1 protein-coding gene and 1 pseudogene are annotated in these 1,121 nt (G+C 70.5%); one reads left to right on the top strand and one right to left on the bottom strand.

Annotation, left to right across the window (positions count from 1 at the left end):
* Positions 1 to 684, bottom strand: a 684-nt coding sequence (gene trmB, locus ASJ79_RS24445) for a tRNA (guanosine(46)-N7)-methyltransferase TrmB (protein WP_067961070.1), incomplete at its 3' end; no start/stop codon positions are given.
* Positions 685 to 877: 193 nt separating this feature from the next.
* Here trmB and ASJ79_RS24440 point away from each other — a divergent pair.
* Positions 878 to 1,121: pseudogene (locus ASJ79_RS24440) on the top strand (hypothetical protein); the annotation flags it as partial.

Here is a 1,121-nt window from a genome sequence, read left to right as displayed (position 1 = left end):
TCCTTCGGCGGTCGCGTCGACCCGGCGCAGCAGCGGTTCGGCGTCGCCGACCTCGGCGATGTGCTCGGCGTAGCCGGCGTGGTCGGTGGCCGCGTGCAGGATCCCGCCCGGTCGCAGCCGGTCGGCGATCAGCGCCACGGTGTCGGGCTGCAGCAGCCGGCGCTTGTGGTGGCGGGCCTTGGGCCACGGGTCGGGGAAGAACACCCGCACGCCGGTCAGCGAGGCGGGTCCCAGCATGTGGGTCAGCACGTCGACGCCGTCGCCGCGGATCAGCCGGATGTTGGTGACCGGGTCGGTCTCGGAAGCACGGTCGATCGCGCCGAGCAGCTGCGCCAACCCCCGCCGGTAGACCTCGACGGCGATCACGTCGATGTCGGGTTCGGCCCGGGCCATCGCCAGGGTGGACGTGCCGGTGCCGCAGCCGATCTCCAGCACCAGCGGCGCGGTGCGGCCGAACCAGGCCTGGGTGTCGAGCGGTCCGGCCGGGACGTCGCCGTCGCGGGCCTGACGCCCCAGTTGCGGCCAGAGCCGGTCCCAGATGGCCTGCTGGTTGTCCGAGATCGTCGAGCGGCGGGCGCGGAAGCTGGTCACGCGGCGGTGAAAGTGCGGACCGTCGTCGGAGTTCCGGGCCACGGACGTGGCGGTTTCGGACTCCGGCGTGCGCATCCGTCCATAGTCGCTCATCAAGACCTTGCTCCCCGCATCGTGTTACAGATTGATACCCAACAGTTGCCTGGCGCTGGTAGAGGCGAAGTACCCGTTCGGGCGCCCTCGCAAATTCGTGTCCGGAGCGGTCGGCGGCCGGTGTCACGATGTGTGTCAGGACGGGCTTCCAGCAGGCCCGGGACACGGGGGCAGGCACATCTTCGCCGACGTCTTGGCAGAGTTCGCCGAACGCACGCACAACCCGCGGTTGCGCGCGGTGGAGATGCGCCTGCGCGCCCCGGTCAGGGTAGCCGTGCTCGGCCGGACGGGGGTGGGCCGCGGTGCCGTGGCGGCCGCGCCGGCCGATCAATTCCGATTGTTCGAGGAGAGATTCGGCGTCACCTTGTTGGAGAGCTACGGCCAGACGGAGAACTGTGTGGCATTGGCAAACCCGATCGACGAACGGCGGGTGGGCT

Source organism: Mycobacterium sp. NAZ190054 (genome assembly GCF_001545925.1).
In the GTDB taxonomy this organism is placed as follows: domain Bacteria; phylum Actinomycetota; class Actinomycetes; order Mycobacteriales; family Mycobacteriaceae; genus Mycobacterium.
This window is presented reverse-complemented; position numbering and strand designations above follow the sequence as displayed.